This is a genomic window from Acinetobacter sp. ATCC 27244 (genome assembly GCF_000156555.1).
In the GTDB taxonomy this organism is placed as follows: domain Bacteria; phylum Pseudomonadota; class Gammaproteobacteria; order Pseudomonadales; family Moraxellaceae; genus Acinetobacter; species Acinetobacter haemolyticus.
In genome coordinates, this window is sequence record NZ_GG665950.1 from 147,492 (window position 1) to 168,852 (window position 21,361).

Genomic DNA, 21,361 nt, shown 5'->3' on the forward strand with positions numbered 1-21,361 from the left:
TATATACTTGTTGTATATAGCGAGAGGGAGGTGTGCTGTGATTACAACCGTATTTATGAATAATCGTACCCAAGCAGTAAGACTACCGAGTATTTATCGTTTTTCTGAAACAACTCAAAAAGTTTTTGTGCGACAGGTGGGGGTTGAGCGAGTGATTAGCCCAGTAGAACAGGTTTGGGATAGTTTTTTCGAAGATCCTGAGTTACAACTTTCAGATGACTTTGAGCGTGGCGAACAAATTTCAGCAGAGAGAGAGTCGTTTTAAATGCTGAAATATATGCTTGATACCAATATTGTGATTTATACAATAAAACAAAGACCACTGGCGGTTAAAGAAAGGTTTAATGCTGTTTCAACACAACTTTGTATCAGTAGTATCACTGTTGCGGAATTAATTTTTGGGGCGGAAAATAGCCAAATGCCCGAGAAGAATTTAAAAGTTGTAGAGGATTTTTTATCACGATTGCAAATTTTGGATTATGGCGTAGATGCTGCAATCCAATATGGAAATATTAAAGCTCAGCTAAAAAGAAAAGGTCAACCGATTGGCGAGAATGATCTACATATCGCAGCTCATGCGAGAAGTAGGGGATTGATTTTGGTGACCAATAATACAAGAGAGTTTGAGCGTGTGCCTGCACTACAGATAGAAAACTGGTTGAAAGAAAGCGGTTGAAGCTGAAGATCAAAACACGCTTATTTTTTAAGTAAAACTTGACAGTATCAATGACATAAGTTTTGACATTTTTACAATTAAAAATTGACTAAATTCATGATTTAAAATAATAATGTTTTGACATTTTATTTGACAGAATTTTTGACAAAATGCCTGAACAAAGTAAAACTTGGTTAGATGATGCGACTTTAAGAGTGATGACTTATAAATCTGGCTCTTTTATTTTTCAACTTGGGTTTGATCTACAACAGATTAAACCTATGCTAGATCGTGTGAATGATGCGCAAAATAGATTTAATAAGATGCCAAGTTTGCCTCAAATCATAGATCAAGTGCAGGAAAAGGTTTTAGCAAGTAGTATTTATAGTACAAACACTATTGAGGGGGGGCAATTTACTGAGCAAGAAACTGAGGACATTTTAAGACTAGATCCTAAAATGATACAAAAGACTGAGGAGCGCCGCTTAACTAATCTTAAAGAGGCAATAGGTTGGATTAAGCAGTTTAGTCAGAAAAGATTACAACCTTTAGATGGACAAAGCATATCTTTAACATCTGTTATTCAGTTACATAGCTTGGTATCGCAAAACTTAGAAGAACAACATAATCCAGCAGGGCAGTTTAGAAACAATCAACCTAGCCAAAAGACAGTGGTAGGCAATAGTGCACATGGTGGGACATATCGTCCACCGAAATGTATTGAGGATATTGAGTATCTGATACAGGCGTGGGTAGAGTGGCTCAATAGTCCAAATGTGATTAATCAACCTGTGATTGTCCGTGCATGTTTGGCACATTATTATTTTGAGTTAATTCATCCATTTTGGGATGGCAATGGTCGGACAGGTCGTTTAATTGAAATGCTCGTGCTTGAACAGTCAGGTTATCGTTTTAGTTCATCAGCAATTTGGGCATATTATCAAATCAATATTCATGAGTATTTTGCATTATTTAATATATGTCGAAAGTCTGCTGATAAAAAAGAGCCATTGCCTAACCAAGCTTTTATTGAGTTTGTATTAAAAGGAATGTTTGAAACCATCAACAACTTACATGATCAAAGTAATGGCTTGATCAGTTTTTTGCTTTATCAAACTGCTTTGAACGATGCCAAATTTAGCAAGCGTATTTCGGATAGACAATTTAATTTGATTCAAACCATTATGCTTGTAGCGGGTCAGACGAAAAAGTTTTTAACCCAAGCCGATTTGTATCGTATACCTCAAATCCAAATTTTATATACAGGTAAAACGGAACGTACTTTTTATCGCGATATAGCTCGATTGATTGAACTGAATTTTTTATATGAGCAAGAGGGGTTCATTATTTTAGCGGACTAAACCTTAGATGTGATACGCTATCAATCGGCTAGTGCATTCTATCTTCAGATGAACGGTAAAAATCTTCAAAAAATAAAAATTAATTTTTATGTGACTTATTTCGCTCAATTTTAAAACAATTCGAAAATCATCAAAAATGGGAGGAACTTTTAGCGTAGAGAATGAGATAAACATGACGTTAATTGTCATATTTTTTCATAAAACGTCCAAATTGCATTAATTCTGTTCAGTACTAATATTGTTTTAAGTCTCTGTTTTTTTAAGTTAAAATTGGCTAAGCTAGGAGCTGGCATAAAACGTGCTGAATACAAGTAGCTGAATAAAGTGATGTGTGCTGAAAAAACAGGAGGTTTTAACTTGGTAAACTAAACACACTCATCAGGAGTTTACCATGAGCAAGAAACACAAGACTTACACCACAGAATTTAAAGCTGAAGCCATCAAATTAATTGAAGCCAATCAAGGCAATGTCTCGGAAACAGCTAGACAACTTAGCATTTCAATGCAAACTCTTTCAAATTGGAATACCAAAGCAAAGGCTGGAACTTTAGCAGGTACAAAACAGTATTCACCTGATCTAAACGCTCTACTCGAAGAAAATAAAAACTCAAACAACAGCTCAAAATAGCTGAAATGGAACGTGAATTTTTAAAAAAGGCAGCAGCGTACTTTGCCAAAGAAAGTCAGTAAGGTACGCCTATATGAAACAAAAAAGATATTCTTTTCCAATTACCTTAATGGCTCGATTACTTCATGTTTCAGTTTCATGTTTTTATGATTGGCTCAAGAGAGGCGTGAGCAAAAGAACGATTCAACGAAATCAACAGACGATATTGGTGAAAATAGCCCATGAGGAGACAAGGCAGAGCTATGGTTATATTCGATTAACCAAATACTTACAAGCTCAGGGTATAAAAATGAGTATGTACGCTGTACGTCAGATAAAAGCGCTGAACCACCTGTATTGTAAGCGACACAAGCGTTTTAAAAGGACTACGAATAGTGACCATAATCGAGCGATCTATGAAAACCTGCTGGAGCAACAATTCTCAATGACTAGACCAAATCAAGCATGGTCAAGTGATATTACGTACATATGGACTGTTGAAGGATGGCTGTATTTAGCAGCGGTAAAAGACCTTTACACGAAGCAAGTGGTTGGCTATAGCTTAAATGAGCGCATGACAACACAGCTTGTTTGTAATGCGCTAAATATGGCTATTCACAATCAAAAACCAACCAAAGAACTGATTGTGCATTCAGACAGAGGAAGTCAATATTGCAGCCATGAATATCGAAATATACTTGAGCAATATGGTTTTCAAGGTTCAATGAGCAAGCGCGGAGACTGTTACGATAATGCACCGATTGAAAGCTTTTGGGGAATATTGAAAAATGAGTTAGTTCATCATTACAACTATCAAACTAGAGAAGAAGCCAAAGCAGATATTATAAAATACATTGAGTTATTTTATAATCATCGAAGAATTCAAAAGGGTTTGGGTTTTAAGACACCAAATCAAATGGCCGAAGACTTTTATAAGTTGGCTGCCTAGAATCTCCCAAGGGAAAGTCTCCTGATAATTCAGCGTATATCAGGCCAACTAAGTTTGTTGGAGTAAATGTTGTGCCCAATAGTAGTGAGGTAAACGTTACTTTAATAGGTAAATATTCTGAGATGAGTGATACTGTTACAGGAACTTATCCTATTGGTCAAATCACAATGACAATGACAATGGGTGTTGCACAAGGGCAAACTATTTTTTTTGAAACTACTGATGGTGCTGCGACGTGGACTTGTACACCAGGTACTTTAAATGCAAAATTTAGACCAAATGCATGTAAATAATCTTTATACATTTTTATTGATAAGTGATTTATATTTGTTATAAGTTCATCACATAAAATTGTAGTTTTTCCTACCAAATTGAGATCAACAAAAGGCTTCGTTATATACTACTGCGAAGCCTTATTTTTCTACATCCTATGCAAGCTTTATGTTTTATCCTCGCCAGCATTTTGCTTGGCTTTGCATGGCTTTCGCCATTCCATACCTATCCATGGGTGACATTTTCCAGTGATCTAGCTGGATTTGCAGCTGCAATTTCACTTTTTACTTTGGCATTAAACCAAAATATAAAAATCCCAAAAGCACAGCTTTGGAGGCTGCCGATTATGTCAATTCCACTTATTCAGTGGGGTTTCGGCTTAATTGGTGATTTAAGTATCGCATTATTAAGTGCGTTCTATTTATTTACGTTTTGGTTGATGATCGTGCTGGGATTTAATTTATCCCTACAGCAATCTCATCGGCGTGAACAATTGATGCAAGGATTTAGTTATCTCGTTTTAGCAACAGCAGTGCTAACGAGTTTGATGGCAATTCTGCAATGGTTAAAGTTGGAATCGCATTTTAGCTTTGTTAATCAATTGAGAGGCAATAGACCTTTTGCCAATTTCGGGCAACCAAACAATATGGCGACCTTTTTGATCGTGGGATTGTTTGGGGGGCTTTATCTGTATGAAAAACAAAAAGCAGCCTTATGGTTACTAATCCCATCGAGTTTCTTAATTTTATTTGCGATTAGTTTGAGTCAGTCTAGAACATCGTGGATGGTACTCATTTTTGTTTTTATTTATTGGATCTATAAACAACATAGAAATAGCCCGCGTCTGAATTTTCCTAAACTGATTTTTTGGTGTGCAGCATTCGTGTTGATGTCAGCTTATCTTTTGCCGTTGTTGGCGCAATGGATCGCAACCGAGCAGCTTACCGAAGTTGCCAAGACTGCCTCTATTGTTGATCGTGCGAGTCAAGGACATCAGCGTTTAGGTATGTGGATGCAAATCCTACATGCGATAGCTGAACAACCTTGGTGGGGTTATGGCTGGAATCAAACCAGTATTGCGGTTGTGGAAAGCCTGGAATTCAATACAGTACAAGTTTGGTTTAACAGCTCACATAATATTCTTTTAGATGTATTGGTGTGGAATGGTATTCCACTCGGGTTGTTAATTATCGGGTATGTGGGATTGTGGCTATTTTGGTTAAATCTACAGAGCAAAGAAACCGTTTCAATTGTGGCGATGCTCATGGTTTCGGCGATCCTGATTCATGCCATGTTAGAGTTTCCTCAGCGCTATGCCTATTTTTTATTGCCTATGGGTTTCTTACTTGGGTTAGTTCAGTCGCAAACGCCGAATTTAAAAGGGATTGAAGTTCATAAAAATATTGTGCGTTGTGTATGGGTGATTGCCATTGTGGTCATGCTACTCATTTGGCGAGATTATAAGCTTTACCAAGAGAATAGCCGTTTAGTGTTTGCAAATAAGCAACCAACCGTTAGTATTTTAGGGAGTTCCGAAATTTTCTTATTGACGCAATTTAAATGGCGTTTAAATTGGATTGCATTGTCACCGAATACCAAAATGTCTGATGCTGAGTTACAGCAGTTGGCTAAAATCGTGAAAAATCGTGCTACACCGTATAATCTTAAGAAATATGCGCAATTATTAGCGTATAACGGTAAGGAAACTGAAGCGAAACAATATATTGCGGTGTGGAATCGTTTATATCGAAAGCAATTTACTTTTGAGCAGGTGGTGGGTCAGCCTAAAAGCTAAAGTGAATAAAAAGCCCTTTCAAGTTAAACTGAGAGGGCTTTTTAAAACTTTAAATTTGGCTTTGGATATAGTTTTCGATGCCAACATTTTCGATTAGATCGAGCTGTGTATCGAGCCAATCCCAATATTCTTCTTCTTTCTCTAAAATTTCTTGGACCAGATCACGGGTCACGTAATCTTGTTCAGCTTCAGACAATTCAACGGCTTGTTTGAGTGTTACGATATTTTCTTTGACTTTGCGAATATCACAATTCAACACTTCTTCAGTATGTTGTCCGATGTATAGTTTTCCGAGATGTTGTAGGTTAGGTAGACCTTCTAGAAATAAAACACGTTCAATAATTTTGTCTGCATGTTTCATTTGGCGAATCGATTCTTTGTATTCAGCGCTACCGAGTTGCTCAATACCCCAATCATTAAACATACGAGAGTGTAAAAAATATTGATTGATTGCAGTCAGATGGTGATAAAGCACCTGATTCAGCTGATTAATCACTTCACGATTGCCTTTCATTGCACTTGCTCCATAAACACCAACAAAATGCCTTTTCGGCAATTTATATTATCTTAATCAACAAATAAGAATCTGGCGAGTAATTTATAGAACGGCAAATGAAAATCACAATCATGATGAATGAGTATCGTGCCTTATTGTTTGCAGGATTAAATTTTTATAGGGATGTGATTTGTCATAAAAAAACCGCTTGGATGAAGAGTGGTTAAAGTTCTACAAAAAGCGGTGGAGTCGTAAACACGAAGGATTTAATTCAAAATTATGCAGCCACGGAAATCCGTGCAGCAATTTCTGCAAGTTCTTCACTGATAATGGCTTTGGCTTCTGGAGCGCAACGTCCGCAGCAAGTGCCTAAGCCGAGTTGTTCACGGATTTCACGATAGCTTTCGGTGCCGTTCGCAACAGCATCTTTAATATCCTGATCGGTGATTCCGCGACATAAACAAACATACATGGGAGTTGTATCCACAAATACAAATGCGATAATTGATATTATTGATAATTGTTATCGTTTGTCAATGAATTTCATTCTAAACGGTTTGTCTTGGTTATTGGGAATTTGGATAAAAAAGTTAAACATGAGCGGAAATCCGAGTTAAACTCGGATTTCCGCGCAAGATTGATTCATCATTTAGAGCTAAATATTTAAGACCGATTATTTTTATAATTATATATCTGACTGAAAAGTATGAGTTAAATATTATGGAATAATCACAATTCCATCCATTTCAACCAATGCACCCTTTGGTAGGCTAGCAACACCGAGTGCAGCGCGTGCTGGATAAGGTTGGGCAAAGTATTCACCCATGATTTGATTAACAAGTTGAAAGTGAGATAAATCAGTAAGGAAGATGTTCAATTTAGCGATATCAGCTAAGCTGCCACCCGCTGCGGTACATACTGCTTTAAGGTTATCGAAGACGCGGCGAATTTGAGCTTCTATACCGTCTACAAGTTCCATACTATATGGGTCTAAGCCGATTTGACCTGAAAGATAGAGCGTATTGCCAACAAGAATTGCTTGAGAATATGTTCCAATCGCTGCAGGCGCGTGTTCAGTATGAATAACTTGACGTGACATTAAGCTCTCCTATGTCATTTTCCTATCTTAAGCACAGCGACTTTAACACAAAAATCTAGCATGGGAGCAATTGAATACTGAGTAGTCGTTGCGATTGGTTTTAACCTATTTTTGCCATTTCTGGCTGTGCTACAGGCATATTTAAACGCTCAATTCGAGGGAAGCCAAGATGCATACGCAAATCTCGAATAATTTGGGCTAATTGTTTTCGATTATTGACCACGATATTCACATACGTCTTTTGCTCTTGTGAATGCACCATTTCAACCCCTGTTTTGGCCTTACGGCATTGATAAATCAAGTCAGAGATTTGTTCATCATTCATTGCCATGTGAATACAAAGATAGGCGCTAAAGCGAACATCTTCGATTTCTTCAGATTGCCAATGTAAAGGCATGATGTTTTCTGGGTGTAAATGTTGCTCATGTAAGAGGTTGCGGCATCGTGCGCGGTGGACGATTAATCCGCGACGAGATAAATGTCCTTGAATTGGGTCACCCAAAACAGGATTGCAGCAATGTGCATATTTAACATCAACCCCTTCAGTACCAACAATCAAACGATCGGAACTGTCTTGTGGATGAGGTTGATGATCTTGAGCAAAGAGATGGTTTGCAACCAATTGAGGTAATAAGTCCCCAACAGCAATCTGTTCAAATAAGGTGTCTTTGTCAGTGAGATGTCGCCACTCTAAGACATTAATCCAGTCTTGTTGCGAGAGGTCGTTAATAGAGCGGTGAAAGAGTTTCAATGCTCGATTCAAGGCTTGTTGTCCAACAAGGCGTTGTTCATCAAGATCTTGCTCTCTTAAAATATTTTGCAAAGCCCGACGCGCTTTTTGCGTATTAATAAAGCTGAGCCAGTCTGGATTAGGTGTAGCGAGTACATCAGTAATGATTTCTACCACCTGACCGCTATTCAATGGCGTTGAGAGAGGACGAATTTCTCCATCAACTTTGGCACCAACAGCGTGGTTACCTAGAAATAAACTAGCTGAGTAAGCAAAATCAACAACAGTTGCGCCTTGAGGAAGTTCATGCAATTGCCCGTGTGGGGTATACACCCAAATTTTCTCTTGGTGTAAATAATCCAATAAATCGCTAAAAGTGGTTTTCGCACAGTCACTATCGATTAAAGTATTCAGGTTTTGCATGGATGCTTGGATGGCAGATCGACATGCTTGAGGCGCATTTTCACCCAGTACGACACCAAAACGAGCGGCTTTGCGCATAAGCTCAGTTTGAATGGTGAGAGAAAGGGTGGTTTTTTCCCCTTTTAATTTGATCATTAATGATTGATTGCCACCTGGCAACGGGCGACGAATGTAGTCTTTGTATTGTAAGACTTGGAAATTATCTTTTAATGCAGTCACAAGACGATCACAATCCGCGATGCTTTGCAGAATAATCTCGAAGGCATGACTGTGGCTAAGTTCATTTAAATCAATTTCATTTTTTACAAAATGGCGCAGCAACTCGATATTATTATTTTTCTTTTTAATTCGACCTTTAATTTTGTGATTTTCTAAGAGGTCTGATAATTTTTGTTCCCAGATGGCCTGATATTCACAACGTTTTGGCTTGGTTTCTAAAAGAGCAGCTTGTACATCATTGAACATATCCAAATCGAGATTTTGGTAACATAGATGTTCTAAGTTGTCTGCCATTTCATTCATACCAACCAGACGCGCCATTGGTACAAAAATATCTAGCGTTTCTTGGGCGATTCGTGCACGTTTGTCTGGACGAAGTGCGCCTAGAGTGGTCATATTATGATAACGATCGGCAAGTTTAATAATAATGACACGTGGGTCTTGTAAAGTCGCTTGCAGAATTTTCCGGAAGGAGGCCGCTTTATTGTATTCCTTATCGCTGGAATGGCTGAGTTTGGTTACGCCATCGACTAGCTCGGCAACGACCAGTCCGAATTTTTCGCCAATTTCATCTTTGCTAAAATCAGTATCTTCGATGACATCATGTAATAGTGCTGCCATGAGCGTATCTGCATCGAGACGCATATGGGCCAAGATACAGCTGACGGCAATTGGGTGTAAGACATATGGCTCACCACTTTTACGGGTAATACCGCTATGCGCTAAGTCGGCAAAATCACAGGCAGCAAGCACACGCTGGACGTCACTATCTTTCAGATAGGCATCAATAATTACTTTTAGCTGTTGCTTGGCTTGGCTGACCTCTTCGCCTGGCATAGAAAACACCTTTAATAACTTGGATTCAGTAAGGATAATCTTTGTTGATACTTTGCTTATCTTCTAATGAAAAGCATATTGCTAAACTTGTCAATTTGTTCATTATAAAAACTCGTAAGTTTTTTCAATGAAGTATATTGCTTTTCTCAATATGGAGAAAATTTCACAATAAGATCAACAAACAAAAAAGCCCAGTGTCTTCACAATGGGCTTCGATGTATAGCAAATTCGACTTAGAAAGAAAAGCCTTCTAAATTTAATGAATTTGTAGATAACACCATATCTAGATTTGAAGTTTGATAATCTTGGTCGCGTTGTTTCAAAATTTCTTTGGTGACATGACCCACTGCAATCTCACGTAAAGCGACAACTGTTGGTTTGTCATTGTCCCATTCTACAGTAGGTTCCATGCCTTGACGTGCTATTTGGCGTGCACGTTTACTCGCTACCAGTACTAACTCAAAGCGGTTATCGACATGGTCTAAACAATCTTCAACGGTTACACGTGCCATAAGTTGTCTCGTTTGAACAATACATCTGAAAGACTAAATAGTATAAAAGGCTTTTGTCCAAGACTCAAGTCATTCGCGATTGAGAATAGGGTTTGTTGATATTTCAGCCATGCTTGCGTTATTAGCTAAAACGACTCAAACAAGGCATGAAACGCAGGCAATGGCGATCCCCTTGTCAAGTTTTATAACGAAGTTTGAGGAAGTTTTAGCCATAACCCTACGGGACAGGAATGTTTTTTGTTGTTACTGTGTTGTGCCTTCCTCATTTAGAATCACTAAATTTCGAAAAGCGCGCCTTGTACCACCTAAAAAAACATTCGCTGTCGCAAGCATCTGTGAAGTGTCAACAGACCCTAAGTAAGTTTTCAATTAACTGTTGATGACGGCTACTTTGCTGCAATGTTTCTAGACGATTTGCAGTGATAATTGCTTCTAAATCATGTACGGCTTTATTAAAGTCATCATTGATAATCACATAGTCAAAGCTTGCGAAATGGCGCATATCTTCAACAGCACAACTGAGGCGGTGTTCAATTACTTCAACTGAGTCAGTACCACGGTTTGAAAGACGTTGTCTTAGATCGTACTGTGTTGGTGGTAGGATAAATATTTGTTTTGATTCTGGAAATAGTCGACGAACCTGTTCAGCACCTTGCCAATCGATTTCAAGTAAAACATCATGACCTTGTTGAAGTTGCTCTTTTACCTTGGCTTGCGATGTGCCGTAATAGTTACCAAAGACTTCTGCATACTCGATAAAACCGCCTTCCTTGACTTGAGACAAGAAGGATTCTTTATTGGTAAAATGATAATGAACGCCGTCTAGTTCACCTGGGCGTTGATTGCGAGTCGTATGCGATACTGAAACATGAAGGTTGCTGACGCGATCGAGTAGGGCTTTTACCAAAGATGTTTTGCCTGTTCCTGAGGCAGCAGAAACGACAAACAATAGACCCGACATGATATTTTTCCTGATATGATAAAATATCTTGGCTATTGTAGTGTAGCGAGCTGCTAAACGAAATAGTTTGATTGAAATATTCAGATGATGAGAGAGGATGTTATGGAAATCGTGTTGGCCAATCCACGAGGTTTTTGTGCTGGTGTTGACCGTGCTATAGCGATCGTCAATCGAGCACTCGAATGTTTTAATCCGCCAATTTATGTGCGACATGAGGTCGTACACAACAAATTTGTGGTAGATGATTTGCGTCAGCGTGGCGCGATTTTTGTTGATGAGCTTGATCAGGTGCCTGATGACTCTATTGTGATTTTTAGCGCACATGGCGTATCAAAAGCTGTACAACAAGAGGCTGAACGACGTGGATTAAAAGTATTTGATGCAACCTGTCCTTTGGTGACCAAGGTTCATATTGAAGTGACAAAATATGCGCGTGAGGGAACGGAAGCAATTTTAATCGGTCATGAAGGTCATCCTGAAGTAGAAGGCACGATGGGACAATATGATAAGTCTCGCGGCGGCGCGATTTATTTAGTTGAAGATGAACAAGATGTTGATGACTTGGTGGTGAAACACCCAGATAAAGTTGCCTTTGTGACGCAAACGACTCTATCAATCGATGATACAGCAAAAGTGATTGATGCATTACGACGTAAGTTCCCTGAGATCCAAGGGCCGCGCAAGGATGATATTTGTTATGCAACACAAAATCGTCAAGATGCAGTACGCGATTTAGCAGAACAATGTGACGTCGTGTTAGTGGTAGGGTCTCCAAATTCATCTAATTCAAATCGATTGCGTGAACTTGCTGAGCGTATGGGAAAGTCAGCTTATTTAGTCGACAACGCAGATCAGCTTGAGCAAAAATGGTTTAAATCGGACAGTAAAATAGGGGTGACGGCAGGCGCATCTGCACCTGAGATTTTAATTAAACAAGTAATTCAACGGTTGCAAGATTGGGGAGCAACACCGCCCCAAGAGTTACAAGGTACTGAAGAAAATATCACTTTTAGCTTGCCAAAAGAGTTGCGTATACAGGTGATACAAGCCTAATTTTCCTAGAAAAATGTGAACTAGAAACAGATGGATTGCATTCCATCTGTTTTTTTTTGGTTCTTATCTGCTTTGTATTGGTTCTGTAAAAATAAAATCTATTATAGCCTCATAAATTTAAAAAAATATTGGTAAAGGCGATGGGGAAAAATTGGGGATTTACCTTAATTGAGTTGATGGTGACGATTGCTGTTTTAGCAATCATTGCGACGATGGCTGCTCCTGCATTCAATAATATGGTGTTGAATCAAGGTCTAAATAAAAGTACTCAAACTTTGGTCTCAACTTTCAATGAGGCGAGAGCAAAAGCCGTTCTTGAACGTAGAGCGATAAAAGTAGAACTAAAGACAGATTCATCAGGGACTCCCAGTGCTAACACTGCAGCACTTTTCCACTGGCAACCAGAATCAAAGAGTGTTTTGAAGTCAACATCACCTACCGCACTTTTATTTAATCTAAATGGTGGGGTTTGTATCGCGGACAATAGTACTCCGCCTACTTGTCAGCGATTAATTGATTCAACTACCGATATATTTGAGATTTGTGATAAGGCCGGGGGCGGTAAATCTAAGTTAGTCAGTATTTCTAAAATGGGCACAATTCAACAGACACAAACGGGGACATGTTAATGAGCGTATTAAATCATCAACGTGGCGTTGGTCTCGTTGAGATATTAGTTGCACTAATGATTTTAGCGATCGGGGTGTTGGGCTTCGTAGCATTACAATATCGAGCATTAGAAGCGAGTGCTGAAAGCACTTCTCGTGTACAGGCGATCTCAATTGCACGTGATCTTGCAGAGAGAATTCGAGTGAATCGCAATGCTTTTGCTGTTTATCAAGAAGAGATTCAAACAGCTTCGAAACAAAAAACATTCCAGACAGACTGTGTGGCAACTGCTTGTACAGACAGTGATTTAGCTGATTTTGATGTGTCCCAAGTAGCAAATCGAGCTGCTTCGCTAGGGATGACAATGAATATTATGGATTGCCAAAATACAAATAATAGAAGTTGTATTTACGTGGCTTGGGGGGACTCAAGTGCTACAGATGGGGCTGGTACAGGAGATTGTACAAACGGCAATGCTTATAACCCAACCTCAACTTGTGTGATTATGGAGACTTATTAGTATGAACAATAATAAGGACTCTATAGGAAATGCTTTTCCAGTATATAAGTCAGTAAATCGAAGATTTATCAAAGCCAGTTCAGGATTTACATTGGTCGAACTCATGCTATCGCTAGCGTTAGGTTTGATTATTACTGCTGCTGCGATTTTATTGTTTTTGACAGGTCAAAGAAGTTTATCCATGCAACAAGGGGTATCGGATATACAGGATAATGCGAATTTTGGTTTAAATTACATCACCCAAGATATCCGATTGACCAATCTTAATAATTCGAAAGCCATTATCAATGATGAAACTGCTGCTGCGGGAGTCGTCTTGACTTCCTCTGTTAATGCAACATTAGATGAAACCACGACACCAGCGACACCATTAAGTAACCTTAACCGATCAATTATAGGCACGACTGCAAATGTGAATTTACTTTCACGCAGTTCTGGAATGATTGCAGGCACAGCACCGATGTGGACTGGCGTATCTAATATCACGATTGATGGTGAGGAGACGGAAAGTGATCAGTTGGTGATCCAATATGAACCACTATATACGCAAACACGTGACGGAGCTGTTGATTTTTTCGTTGGTGGATTCGATTGTGAAGGAAATACTTTAAGGTTCCGAGTGGAACAAGATGCGGCAAATCCTACAACCCCTTTTGGTCGACAGGTGGTTGTACAGCGCTATTTTTTAAGAGAAGACAATAATAAACAAGCCAACGAGCCGAACCAAGCTTTAGCTTTGGCATGTGATGCGGGTTATTACCCTGTAGAAGGATCTCCAGCGAACATTACGAATTATGGGGACGCTGGTGAAATCATTATGAAGCGAGTTGATCACTTTAGAGTGCTTCTAAATGTTCAAAGTGATGAAACAGCAGGGCGTCGATATGTCTCAATCAATGATTATTTAAATCTTCCGGCGCCTCGACCACGGATTGTCTCTGTCCAATTGGGTATGTTAGTCCGTTCTGCTCAATCTGTTGGCTCAGAAAGTACGATAAAAAACGATCAGGAATTTATTGTGCTTGATCAAACCGTCCAAGTCAAAGTGCCAGAAAGTTCGAATACGAAATATGTTAGACAAGTTGTATCGCAAACCATTGCTTTGCGTAATGTTTTTGGGGAGCGTGGTCGATGAAACATAATCAGTCAGGTGCAACGCTTATTGTTGTGCTTATATTTTTAGTCGCTATTACGATTATTGGAACGATTGCGATTCGGCAAAGTATCGTCGGACTCAATATCGCTACAAATAGTCAGGTCTCGCAGTTAGTCATGCAAAACTCGGATGCTGCATTTTTCAATATTGAGCATGCTGAGAATCTAGCCCAAAGCTTCAGTGGGAGTGGCATGTTTGGCTATATTAATAATGAAAGTGATAAAGATAAAGAGTTGGTATTTTGCTTTCGGGGTGATCAAAGTGATTTCTTCGACATCAATAAAATCAGTTTGATGCAGTGGGAATCAGGTAAAACTCAGCCAACATATAATGCTCTAGGAACAGATGGTTACTGTGATGCACGTACAAATGTTTCTGGGAATTGGTTTACCAGTGGACGAAAAGCAGTGATGACACAGGTAGCTGTAAAGTTCCCAACGGCCATTGAGCAAGACCCCTTTTATGATCGACAAAGGGGTACTGATCCAAAAGAAGCTCAAATAGAGGAAGCGAAACGCGTAAAAATTTTTGCTGTGTCTTTGATGCCTAGTCTAAGCAGTGTGGATCGGAATTTTATTAATGTTTGTTTGCAACAACGTATGAGTGAGCTTTCAATTCCAGAAGATACAACAGCACCTACAATTCCTGCAGGGACAGCAGATAAGGACAATCCGCTTAAGACGGTCACAGAATGTTTAGCAAGTTTGAACGTACCATTTACCACTCAGGTAAGTGAATACACGATCACCCAGAATTTCTCTTGAGTGGGAGTAAATAAAGATGAAAAATAAAATGCAAGAAAGTAAGCAATATAGGCTTTATCGTCAGAAATTACTCGCGACAACGATTGCTGCGTTGAGCTCAGGTTTGGTGATTACCAGTGTTGCTCAAGCGAGTGATATTGATATTTATCAAGAAGCAAAGTCTGGTGATGTCAGCCTCATGATGTTGTTCGATATTTCGGGGAGTATGGGAGCACCTCAATTAATAGGAAATGCTGGTGCTTGTGATATTCCAACTGGTTCGGTAAGCGGTTCGGGTAATGAATTATCCTCAAATGGCTCTCCTGCATATACACGGTATTTCTGTACAGCTTCAAGTGTACGAAGATATGCATTCAAACGCACAGGAAGTTCAACAAGTACGTATAAATATTATAATTGTGGTGATGCTGGATCATATTATAAATCTGACTGTACTACTGAACGCACTACAACACCTTCATTATCAGGTTTTACTTCTGAAGGAAGTGCTCCTGAAGTGTATTATTATAAAACAGAAACTGGAAAATTTTATGATCGTATCACACGTTTAAAAGATGGTATGTTTGATCTTTTGTATGGCAATACAGCAAAAGGCATTGAGCGAATTACAGATGATAAAATCATTGGATTATCAGCATATTCTTTTAACGGGATTGGTCGAAATGGTTATATTCTAGCCCCAGCAAGGCGGTTGGATGCTGTGGTAAATGTAAATGGAGTAACTAAGACACATCGACAAGTTTTACTCGATATTATTGCTAATAAACTATATGCCCGTGGAGGTACACCAACAGGTAACGCTTATGCAGAAGCGGCAGCATATTTTATGGGAACGAGAACCTTCAACTCTAATGAACTCTCAAATTTCCCTAGTGGCGCACCAGTTTATTTTCGATATAGTAGTAGTGGAACGACACATTATAGCCAATGTAACGAATGGGATAATTCTGGGAACTGTACATTTTGGCCGAGCACCAGTCATCCAAATACTTCTGCACGTACTTTTGATTATTTACCGTTAGATCTTTCTCAATATACAACAGGCTCCTGTACAGTTCGGTTGGCGAATAATACTTCTGGTTCTAATTTGACCAGTAATATTACAGGTACTTGCTATTATTTAAGAGGAAATATAGCGAGAAGCAGTGATCATCCGCACGGTTTTAATTATTCGGCTGGACTGGGAATCAAAACAGCTGACGGTACACGATATCAAAAGCCAGCATCGTTAGAACAATCTGACGATGTAAAGAAATGTAGTGGTCAGGGAATTTATGTGCTAACCGATGGGGCGCCTTCAAGTCAGCATAATCAAGCAAAAGCAATGCGAAATGCACTGAATGGTGCAAGCTTTACATGTACTGAACAAGCTGGTGATTCAACCAATAATACTGTAGCAACCAGTTGTTCTTTGGCGTTTAGCCAAAGACTCTTAAATGACAATCCGACAGGATTGAAAATTAGAACTGCAGTAGTGGGGTTTGGCAGTGATTTTAATGACATACCATCTTATGATCCAGGCAAAACACAAGAAGAAAATCTCAACGCTTTGGGAACTATAAATTCTGCAACTAAGGCTGCTGCTGAATGGGGAATTAAAGGTGAAGGTGGTTGGTACTCAGGTAATAGCTCACAAGATGTAGTGGACAGTGTTAATAACTTTATTAATGGGCTAGGTGGGTCGATTCCAGCAGTTACAACAGGCTCACCAACTGTACCTAAAGATAGACTAAATCCTGCTGTTTTACAAAAACAAGCTTATTTCCCGCAGTTCCAACCTACGCCAGATAAAACTTATCAACTTTGGGCTGGAAACTTAAAGAAATACAATGTCGTTGTTGGAGTGCTAAAGGACAATGCAGGTAATAATATAGTTGATAGTCAAGGTCGAATTGTAGATAACTATGATTTATGGTCTCCGGCAGTAAGTACTAATCCTGCGATCAAAGATGGTGATGAGGAGATTTTTGGAAGCACTAAATTTGCTCTAAAGGGTGGCGCCTGGTCGCAATTGAAGCTGAGAAAGAATACAGATGCAACAGTTGATAACCGAAAATTATTAACTAATCGTATCGCAAGTGGTACTGGCACAGCGGCAACTTTTGTTACAGGGACTAGCTTACGTCGAGTGAGTAGTGCTGATTTGACTGATACGACTTATAAAAATGATGCAAACCGTGGTTATTTGATGCAGTTATTGGGATATAACGTAAATCCATCTAATCCAGAAATTACAGCGACTACGCCTGAATTACGCCAAATAGGTGCGGTTATGCATTCTTCCCCATTGCTCGTTACCAATAAAGGGAAGATTGTTTATAAAAATGGTGAGTTGAAAACAGAAAATCGTGAGGATTTTGTACTATTTGGCACGACTCAGGGGTTATTACATGTGGTTGATGCTGAAACCGGGCAAGAAAAGTTCGCTTTTGTACCCAATGAAATGATTGAAAGACAAAAGGAAGCATTTCAAAAATATGATACGACTTCTGGTGGTTTGTCGAACTTGTATTATGGGATCGATGGCGCTTGGACAACATATACAGAGTATGTGGTCGATGGGTCAGGTAATTTAACTGTTGGTTCGGGTAAAGGTACGAATCAGAAAGGTAAACAAATGGCTTATGGTGGTTTGCGGATGGGCGGGCGTAGTTACTATGCTTTAGATTTGCAGAATATCAACGATCCTGAGTTACTTTTTCATATTTCTCCAGATGATAAAAAGGTTTATAGCCGTGATGGTTCGATAACAACATATAACGAATTGGGGGATATGGGGCAGAGTTGGTCTAAGCCTGCGATTACTTGGGTTAAATGGAATAAGCAGCGTAAACGTGTGATGTTTGTTGGTGGTGGATATGATGCTGGTGGTGTAGACGGTAATGCGAACACAGGTGGCTATGAGAGTGATACATATAACCAAACCAATAAAAAGGGTGGTGGTGTTTATATGTTCGATGCCGATAATGGCAAGCTACTTTGGTGGGCAGGCGCAAATAGTACTACTGCTTCTACAAATGTTGTAAAAACAGCAGCAAGTGATTTGAAATATAGTGTTGTCAGTGAAATTCGTACGGAAGATCGTAATGGTGATGGACTTGCCGATCACTTGTATTTTGGAGATCTAGGGGGGCAATTATTCCGAATTGACTTAGATAATAATGCTGCATCCACCAAGGATTTCGCGAAGACACCGAGACGTTTACTGAATCTGAATGCAGCAGAAAAGAGTCCTCGTTTCTATGAGATGCCATCATTCTCAGTTTATGATCATGCAGGGCAAACTTTTGCGGTAGTTTCAATCGGAAGTGGAAATCGTAGCTTACCATTAAAAGATTATACGGTTGGTACATCTGGTTATGATTACGATGCTGTCTATAATATTTATGATCGAGATGTTACTGCACGTAGGTTGTATCAATCAGGATACACCTTTGTCACTCCTACTTTGACCAAGTCTAATTTAGGAGAGATTACACAAGCAAATCGAAATGATGATACAACGCTGGTTGCACCTTATCCAATGTCTCCAACTGCAATGCAGGGATGGTATTATAAATTTAAATCGAATAAGTTGCAGAGCGCTAAAGTGTTTTCAACACCAATAGCCTTGAATAATCGGTTATTCGTTTCGACCTTTGATGGTAGTAAGCCAGGACTTTCTGGAGACTGTGGTGCAGGAGTCAAAGGGGAAAGTTTCTTAAACCAGTTCTGCTTGCCATACGGGCAATGTGACAAAAAATTAGTTACCGATTCAGGTATTGCTTGTAGCACAGGTGATGGTTGTTCATTAGGGGCAGGTATTCAATATTCAACAATTGTTGATGATGAAAAAGATTGTGATCCAACAGATCCAACATGTGGCACTTCAGGTGGTGGTAATGGAGGACCGGGAGATGGTACCAACAATAAGAACTATTGCCTGTCAACAGGGAATCGCGGTGCTACCACTGTAGGAGGTGTTATAGCCACAGGTAGTAGCCGAATTTGCTTAGAACCACAGCGTTGGTATGAACGTTTTAGATAGGGGTGAGCAATGCAAAATAATCGGTTAACCTCTGCTCAAGGGTTTACTTTGGTTGAACTAATGATTGTTGTCGTTATTGTTGCAATTTTTGCAGCAATAGCGATACCAAGTTATCAAGAATATGTTCGGCGTGCGATTGCTGCGCAAGCTCAGCAGGAAATGCAACGCATATCAACTGAACTGGAAAGAAGTAAAGCTAGAAACTTCAATTATTTGGGGTTTCCGAGTACGGTTGTTTTGCCCGTTGGTGCAACAGGTGCTGCGATTCAATATACGATTACTGTTAGTGACGGAGCAGATGTGAGTAGATCACTAACAGATAGTGCAGCAACAGGACAAAGCTGGGTCATGCGCGGTATTTGGAAAACAGCCGAAACAACAAATGTGGATAACTTTAGTTTTTTGATGACCAGTTCAGGAGTCCGCTGTAAAAATAAAACCAAGGCAAACATTACAGCAACGAATGTCGATAATGCGACATGTGGTACAGGGCGAGAAGAATGGTAAGAAAAATACAAGGCTTTACCCTTATTGAATTGATGATTGTTGTTGCAATTATTGGAATTTTAGCTGCAATCGCTTATCCATCCTACCAAGAGCATGTGCGTAAGACCAAACGTACAGATGCTCAAGCAGACTTGATGGAACTGGCGAATCGCTTACAGCGTTATAAGATTGCGAATTTTACGTTTTTAAAACCTAATGGCACTGCAATCAGTTTGGCTGATGTTGGACATAGTGGAACCTTACCTCAGTCTGGAGGAACAACCTTATATAATCTTACCTTGTCTAATGTAACGGCTGGTACTTGGACTTTGACAGCAGTTCCAACTGGCGTACAAGTTGGAGATGGTGATATTGTCTTGAATCATCGTGGTGAACGTTGTTGGGATAAAGGTAATAAAAAGACAGGATTGACTTGTGTTCCGTCAGCAACTTCAAATTGGGATGGCCGTTGATTCATCATAAATTTATTAAGATTTAACCAAAGCAAATATCACACGATATTTGCTTTTTTATTTACTTAAACTCTTTATTTAATCTTGTTGATGTGTGATTTATTTATCATTTTTACAACTTAAGTTGATTTTATTTAAACAATTTATCGGTTATCTGACAATATCTACCTTTTATCTACAAAAAATAGATTTCCTTCTGTTTTGGTAGGAAATTGATAATTAAACATTAGAACATTATTCAAAATTATAAAAATTGTGCATATAGGAGGGCTGTATGCAACGGATAAAGTTTTGCATTACGAATCCTCGTATTCGAAGCATAGCTTCTCGTCTCGCGACGCGACTAAGCTTTGCCCAGTGTTATCTTTACCACTTCGAGCATAGCTCTATGTCTTGCGCTCAGGCAAAGTTCCACTTTGCTCATCCTCGCTCAGGCTTTACGTTATTTGAACTGATTGTAACCATTTCCATTATTGCCATTATTGCGGTCATGGCTGCCCCCTCATTTGCCAGTATGTATTCAAAACAGAAATTAGAATCATCAGCACGTGAGATTGCAATAAAGATATCTGAAGCACAGGCTCAAGCCGTTACATTACGTAGTACAACAGGCATGTGTTTAAGTTCTTTATCGGAAGCAAGTTGTATAACAGCACTTGGAATCACTGATCCAAATAAAAATAAAGTTTTTGTCGCACACTTAGAAAAAGGAATTACGGTTGATAGTCGTTCCGAAACTCATCTTATTTTTAGAAATAACGGAAGTATTGCTGCTGCTTCAAATTTTATTTTGCTCCGTAATGGGCTGTCCTATTGTATAGCCGTTGGACTCACTGGAGATACAAGAATAAGAGAGGGGGCTTGCACATGAAATATAACAATCAAAAAGGTGTGGGTTTAGTTGAGGTACTTGTTGCGTTGTTCTTATTGGCTGTTGCTGTACTTGGTTTTGCTGCCTTACAGTTGAGGGCAGTTGATGCTAGTTTAGAGGCAAGTAAACAAGTTTTAGCACTCACGATCGCACGTGATCTCGCAGAACGTATGAGAGCAAATCCTCAAGCGGTAAGAGATGGAGCGTATGTTGTGGGTGCTGTATCAGTGCCAACATCAGAAGTGGTTGCCACTGTTGGAGATGCCGCAAGTATTGCAAAACAAGATTTAAATATCGCGGCTTTAAATGCTAAAAATAATGGAATGAATTTATCTATTTCTGAATGTCCAACAGGTGCAGCAAGACAGTGTATCTATGTTGCATGGGAAGAGACTTCTTTATCTGGGAATCGTGGGATAGAAACATGTATTAAAGATGGTGTGTATGTAAAAGGATCACACTGTTTATTTTTGGAGGCGTATTAA

At 39.2% G+C, this 21,361-nt stretch carries 21 protein-coding genes and 1 pseudogene; 16 read left to right on the plus strand and 6 right to left on the minus strand.

Features of this window, described 5'->3' with window-relative positions:
* Nucleotides 1-37 precede the first annotated feature (37 nt).
* The 6 genes and pseudogenes from vapB to HMPREF0023_RS02865 all read left to right on the plus strand — a co-directional run bounded on the left by vapB (nucleotide 38) and on the right by HMPREF0023_RS02865 (nucleotide 5,640).
* Nucleotides 38-265, plus strand: a complete 228-nt coding sequence (vapB, locus tag HMPREF0023_RS02835) for a type II toxin-antitoxin system VapB family antitoxin (RefSeq protein WP_142028590.1) — start codon at nucleotides 38-40, stop codon at nucleotides 263-265.
* Nucleotides 266-676, plus strand: coding sequence for a type II toxin-antitoxin system tRNA(fMet)-specific endonuclease VapC (gene vapC, locus HMPREF0023_RS02840; RefSeq protein ID WP_008941148.1), 411 nt, complete (start codon nucleotides 266-268; stop codon nucleotides 674-676). It abuts the gene before it with no gap.
* 149 nt (nucleotides 677-825) lie between these two features.
* Entirely contained in the window at nucleotides 826-2,016 is a 1,191-nt protein-coding gene (locus HMPREF0023_RS02845) for a Fic family protein (RefSeq protein ID WP_008941149.1), read from the plus strand.
* A gap of 391 nt (nucleotides 2,017-2,407) precedes the next feature.
* A pseudogene (locus HMPREF0023_RS02855) lies at nucleotides 2,408-3,572 on the plus strand (IS3-like element ISAba22 family transposase).
* A 71-nt stretch (nucleotides 3,573-3,643) separates the two neighbouring features.
* Nucleotides 3,644-3,865 (plus strand): pilin, encoded by a 222-nt coding sequence (locus tag HMPREF0023_RS02860; protein ID WP_008941151.1) that lies wholly within the window; start codon nucleotides 3,644-3,646, stop codon nucleotides 3,863-3,865.
* 137 nt (nucleotides 3,866-4,002) lie between these two features.
* Nucleotides 4,003-5,640, plus strand: a complete 1,638-nt coding sequence (locus HMPREF0023_RS02865) for a PglL family O-oligosaccharyltransferase (protein ID WP_008941152.1) — start codon at nucleotides 4,003-4,005, stop codon at nucleotides 5,638-5,640.
* A gap of 49 nt (nucleotides 5,641-5,689) precedes the next feature.
* Here the strand turns inward: HMPREF0023_RS02865 and bfr are convergent, their stop codons facing one another.
* The 6 genes from bfr to gmk all read right to left on the minus strand — a co-directional run bounded on the left by bfr (nucleotide 5,690) and on the right by gmk (nucleotide 10,917).
* Entirely contained in the window at nucleotides 5,690-6,154 is a 465-nt protein-coding gene (bfr, locus tag HMPREF0023_RS02870; RefSeq protein ID WP_008941153.1) for a heteropolymeric bacterioferritin subunit Bfr, read from the minus strand.
* A gap of 259 nt (nucleotides 6,155-6,413) precedes the next feature.
* Nucleotides 6,414-6,608, minus strand: a complete 195-nt coding sequence (locus HMPREF0023_RS02875; protein ID WP_004641287.1) for a bacterioferritin-associated ferredoxin — start codon at nucleotides 6,606-6,608, stop codon at nucleotides 6,414-6,416.
* A 246-nt stretch (nucleotides 6,609-6,854) separates the two neighbouring features.
* Nucleotides 6,855-7,235, minus strand: a complete 381-nt coding sequence (locus HMPREF0023_RS02880) for a RidA family protein (RefSeq protein WP_004641286.1) — start codon at nucleotides 7,233-7,235, stop codon at nucleotides 6,855-6,857.
* A gap of 100 nt (nucleotides 7,236-7,335) precedes the next feature.
* The gene (locus HMPREF0023_RS02885; RefSeq protein WP_005088484.1) at nucleotides 7,336-9,444 is read right to left on the minus strand and encodes a RelA/SpoT family protein; all 2,109 of its coding nucleotides are present in this window, start codon (nucleotides 9,442-9,444) and stop codon (nucleotides 7,336-7,338) included.
* A gap of 233 nt (nucleotides 9,445-9,677) precedes the next feature.
* Nucleotides 9,678-9,956, minus strand: a complete 279-nt coding sequence (gene rpoZ, locus HMPREF0023_RS02890) for a DNA-directed RNA polymerase subunit omega (protein ID WP_004641282.1) — start codon at nucleotides 9,954-9,956, stop codon at nucleotides 9,678-9,680.
* A 343-nt stretch (nucleotides 9,957-10,299) separates the two neighbouring features.
* Entirely contained in the window at nucleotides 10,300-10,917 is a 618-nt protein-coding gene (gene gmk / locus HMPREF0023_RS02895) for a guanylate kinase (protein WP_008941154.1), read from the minus strand.
* 102 nt (nucleotides 10,918-11,019) lie between these two features.
* On the opposite strand from gmk, the gene ispH reads away from it, so the two are divergent.
* From ispH to pilV (HMPREF0023_RS02945), 10 genes are all read left to right on the plus strand, one after another.
* Nucleotides 11,020-11,970, plus strand: a complete 951-nt coding sequence (ispH, locus tag HMPREF0023_RS02900) for a 4-hydroxy-3-methylbut-2-enyl diphosphate reductase (protein WP_017396547.1) — start codon at nucleotides 11,020-11,022, stop codon at nucleotides 11,968-11,970.
* Nucleotides 11,971-12,110: 140 nt separating this feature from the next.
* Nucleotides 12,111-12,599: a pilus assembly FimT family protein gene (locus HMPREF0023_RS02905; protein ID WP_008941156.1), complete on the plus strand. Its 489-nt coding sequence runs from the start codon at nucleotides 12,111-12,113 to the stop codon at nucleotides 12,597-12,599.
* A complete protein-coding gene (gene pilV, locus HMPREF0023_RS02910; protein ID WP_026056283.1) occupies nucleotides 12,599-13,099 on the plus strand; it encodes a type IV pilus modification protein PilV in 501 nt (166 codons plus the stop codon). Before HMPREF0023_RS02905 ends, pilV (HMPREF0023_RS02910) begins: the two co-directional genes overlap by 1 nt.
* Before the next feature lies 1 nt (nucleotide 13,100).
* Nucleotides 13,101-14,234: a PilW family protein gene (locus HMPREF0023_RS02915; protein ID WP_004641273.1), complete on the plus strand. Its 1,134-nt coding sequence runs from the start codon at nucleotides 13,101-13,103 to the stop codon at nucleotides 14,232-14,234.
* Nucleotides 14,231-15,019, plus strand: a complete 789-nt coding sequence (locus HMPREF0023_RS02920; protein WP_005086993.1) for a hypothetical protein — start codon at nucleotides 14,231-14,233, stop codon at nucleotides 15,017-15,019. Before HMPREF0023_RS02915 ends, HMPREF0023_RS02920 begins: the two co-directional genes overlap by 4 nt.
* 16 nt (nucleotides 15,020-15,035) lie before the next feature.
* Entirely contained in the window at nucleotides 15,036-19,046 is a 4,011-nt protein-coding gene (locus HMPREF0023_RS02925) for a pilus assembly protein (RefSeq protein WP_008941158.1), read from the plus strand.
* Nucleotides 19,047-19,055: 9 nt separating this feature from the next.
* On the plus strand, nucleotides 19,056-19,553 hold the full coding sequence (locus tag HMPREF0023_RS02930) for a type IV pilin protein (protein WP_004641267.1): 498 nt from the start codon (nucleotides 19,056-19,058) through the stop codon (nucleotides 19,551-19,553).
* Nucleotides 19,547-20,005, plus strand: a complete 459-nt coding sequence (locus tag HMPREF0023_RS02935; RefSeq protein WP_004641266.1) for a type IV pilin protein — start codon at nucleotides 19,547-19,549, stop codon at nucleotides 20,003-20,005. The genes HMPREF0023_RS02930 and HMPREF0023_RS02935 overlap by 7 nt, the downstream gene beginning before the upstream one ends.
* A gap of 274 nt (nucleotides 20,006-20,279) precedes the next feature.
* Nucleotides 20,280-20,876 (plus strand): prepilin-type N-terminal cleavage/methylation domain-containing protein, encoded by a 597-nt coding sequence (locus HMPREF0023_RS02940; RefSeq protein ID WP_017396546.1) that lies wholly within the window; start codon nucleotides 20,280-20,282, stop codon nucleotides 20,874-20,876.
* The gene (gene pilV / locus HMPREF0023_RS02945; protein ID WP_004641261.1) at nucleotides 20,873-21,361 is read left to right on the plus strand and encodes a type IV pilus modification protein PilV; all 489 of its coding nucleotides are present in this window, start codon (nucleotides 20,873-20,875) and stop codon (nucleotides 21,359-21,361) included. The genes HMPREF0023_RS02940 and pilV (HMPREF0023_RS02945) overlap by 4 nt, the downstream gene beginning before the upstream one ends.

What these genes read in the sequence shown, in the direction of transcription:
- ispH (WP_017396547.1), top strand. Translation starts at nt 11,020, where the DNA reads ATGGAAATCGTGTTGGCCAATCCACGAGGTTTTTGTGCTGGTGTTGAC.
- HMPREF0023_RS02880 (WP_004641286.1), bottom strand. Translation starts at nt 7,235, where the DNA reads ATGTCACGTCAAGTTATTCATACTGAACACGCGCCTGCAGCGATTGGA.
- HMPREF0023_RS02885 (WP_005088484.1), bottom strand. Translation starts at nt 9,444, where the DNA reads ATGCCAGGCGAAGAGGTCAGCCAAGCCAAGCAACAGCTAAAAGTAATT.
- rpoZ (WP_004641282.1), bottom strand. Translation starts at nt 9,956, where the DNA reads ATGGCACGTGTAACCGTTGAAGATTGTTTAGACCATGTCGATAACCGC.
- HMPREF0023_RS02905 (WP_008941156.1), top strand. Translation starts at nt 12,111, where the DNA reads ATGGGGAAAAATTGGGGATTTACCTTAATTGAGTTGATGGTGACGATT.
- HMPREF0023_RS02875 (WP_004641287.1), bottom strand. Translation starts at nt 6,608, where the DNA reads ATGTATGTTTGTTTATGTCGCGGAATCACCGATCAGGATATTAAAGAT.
- HMPREF0023_RS02845 (WP_008941149.1), top strand. Translation starts at nt 826, where the DNA reads ATGCCTGAACAAAGTAAAACTTGGTTAGATGATGCGACTTTAAGAGTG.
- HMPREF0023_RS02915 (WP_004641273.1), top strand. Translation starts at nt 13,101, where the DNA reads ATGAACAATAATAAGGACTCTATAGGAAATGCTTTTCCAGTATATAAG.
- pilV (WP_004641261.1), top strand. Translation starts at nt 20,873, where the DNA reads ATGAAATATAACAATCAAAAAGGTGTGGGTTTAGTTGAGGTACTTGTT.
- gmk (WP_008941154.1), bottom strand. Translation starts at nt 10,917, where the DNA reads ATGTCGGGTCTATTGTTTGTCGTTTCTGCTGCCTCAGGAACAGGCAAA.
- HMPREF0023_RS02930 (WP_004641267.1), top strand. Translation starts at nt 19,056, where the DNA reads ATGCAAAATAATCGGTTAACCTCTGCTCAAGGGTTTACTTTGGTTGAA.
- HMPREF0023_RS02925 (WP_008941158.1), top strand. Translation starts at nt 15,036, where the DNA reads ATGAAAAATAAAATGCAAGAAAGTAAGCAATATAGGCTTTATCGTCAG.
- HMPREF0023_RS02940 (WP_017396546.1), top strand. Translation starts at nt 20,280, where the DNA reads ATGCAACGGATAAAGTTTTGCATTACGAATCCTCGTATTCGAAGCATA.
- HMPREF0023_RS02920 (WP_005086993.1), top strand. Translation starts at nt 14,231, where the DNA reads ATGAAACATAATCAGTCAGGTGCAACGCTTATTGTTGTGCTTATATTT.
- pilV (WP_026056283.1), top strand. Translation starts at nt 12,599, where the DNA reads ATGAGCGTATTAAATCATCAACGTGGCGTTGGTCTCGTTGAGATATTA.
- vapC (WP_008941148.1), top strand. Translation starts at nt 266, where the DNA reads ATGCTGAAATATATGCTTGATACCAATATTGTGATTTATACAATAAAA.
- bfr (WP_008941153.1), bottom strand. Translation starts at nt 6,154, where the DNA reads ATGAAAGGCAATCGTGAAGTGATTAATCAGCTGAATCAGGTGCTTTAT.
- HMPREF0023_RS02865 (WP_008941152.1), top strand. Translation starts at nt 4,003, where the DNA reads ATGCAAGCTTTATGTTTTATCCTCGCCAGCATTTTGCTTGGCTTTGCA.
- HMPREF0023_RS02935 (WP_004641266.1), top strand. Translation starts at nt 19,547, where the DNA reads ATGGTAAGAAAAATACAAGGCTTTACCCTTATTGAATTGATGATTGTT.